The sequence below is a fragment of the Pseudoalteromonas sp. S3178 genome (genome assembly GCF_005886985.1).
GTDB classification, from domain to species: Bacteria; Pseudomonadota; Gammaproteobacteria; order Enterobacterales; family Alteromonadaceae; genus Pseudoalteromonas; species Pseudoalteromonas carrageenovora.
This window is the reverse complement of record NZ_PNCW01000311.1, coordinates 1-277: the sequence shown is the minus strand read 5'-3', so window position 1 is coordinate 277 and position 277 is coordinate 1. Positions and strand designations below refer to the sequence as shown.

1 protein-coding gene is annotated in these 277 nt (G+C 40.4%); it reads left to right on the top strand.

Annotated features, from left to right (window positions below):
- A partial coding sequence (locus CWC11_RS23075; protein WP_212748106.1) for a hypothetical protein occupies positions 1-272 on the top strand: 272 nt, incomplete at its 5' end.
- Positions 273-277: the final 5 nt, after the last annotated feature.

The window sequence follows — 277 nt, the reverse complement described above, 5'->3', positions numbered from 1 at the left end:
TAAACAAGCAGGTTAATATCTTATGTAAAAGCCTCGATTTCGGTGATATAGAACAAGCACAGATATTAACCTGCTTGTTTAATGAGCTTGAAGACACCCTCAAAGAAACAGAAATTCGTTTCGATAAAGATGGACGATTTGTTCGACGTATCACGCCCACTTCTAGTCAGCTCGATGAAGACAGTAAACTAGTCACAACGACGGATGATCCCATAAACCTTTTACAAACAGAAGCCGGCCAGGCGAGTAGCTTAGAGTACAGTTTGATATAGCGAAT